An 808-nucleotide genomic window follows, 5' to 3' on the forward strand; every position below is an offset into this window, starting at 1 on the left:
GTCCTGGCCTCGGCGGACGCGGGAACGACCATCACGGTCACCACGACCGCGGTGAAGTCCGGTTACACGACCACTACGAAGACCAGCGCCGGCAAAGCGATCGCGGACACCGTCGCCCCGGTGATCAAGACTGTCGACCGCACTAGCGCCGCAACCGTGACCTCAGGGAACACCGCATCCTTCAAGTGGACCATTGAGGACCAAAGCGATCTGTCCTCAGTATCGTTCTGGATCTATGGCCCAAACGGTCGCGTGTACACCGCAGAACTCGCTTCGAAGGCGCGATCCGGAAACATTTGGACGGGAACTTCGACAGTCCTAGTCGACTCCACATGGCCCTCCGGCCCCTACGAAATCCGATTCGTCAGCGCTGCAGACGTCGCCAGCAACTCCGTCGACACGCGATACACCCCAAGTCCCGCCCTCGCCACGCTCGCCTTCACCGTCACCGGCACCACAGCCGACGTCACGAGTCCGGTGATCAAGACTGTCGACCGCACTAGCGCCGCAACCGTGACCTCAGGGAACACCGCATCCTTCAAGTGGACCATTGAGGACCAAAGCGATCTGTCCTCAGTATCGTTCTGGATCTATGGCCCAAACGGTCGCGTGTACACCGCAGAACTCGCTTCGAAGGCGCGATCCGGAAACATTTGGACGGGAACTTCGACAGTCCTAGTCGACTCCACATGGCCCTCCGGCCCCTACGAAATCCGATTCGTCAGCGCTGCAGACGTCGCCAGCAACTCCGTCGACACGCGATACACCCCAAGTCCCGCCCTCGCCACGCTCGCCTTCACCGTCACCG

The 808-nt window shown here is 61.4% G+C and carries 1 protein-coding gene (running past one end of the window); it reads left to right on the forward strand.

What is annotated here, in order from left to right:
• A protein-coding gene (locus C5C30_RS12450) for a cutinase family protein (protein ID WP_104333853.1) crosses the window boundary here: on the forward strand, positions 1-146 show its end. Its footprint begins 3,103 nt before the window's first position; only the last 146 of its 3,249 coding nucleotides appear in the window; its start codon lies beyond the left edge, outside the window; it ends in the stop codon at positions 144-146.
• Positions 147-808: the final 662 nt, after the last annotated feature.

Source organism: Rathayibacter sp. AY2B5, from assembly GCF_002931645.1.
Lineage (GTDB): Bacteria > Actinomycetota > Actinomycetes > Actinomycetales > Microbacteriaceae > Rathayibacter.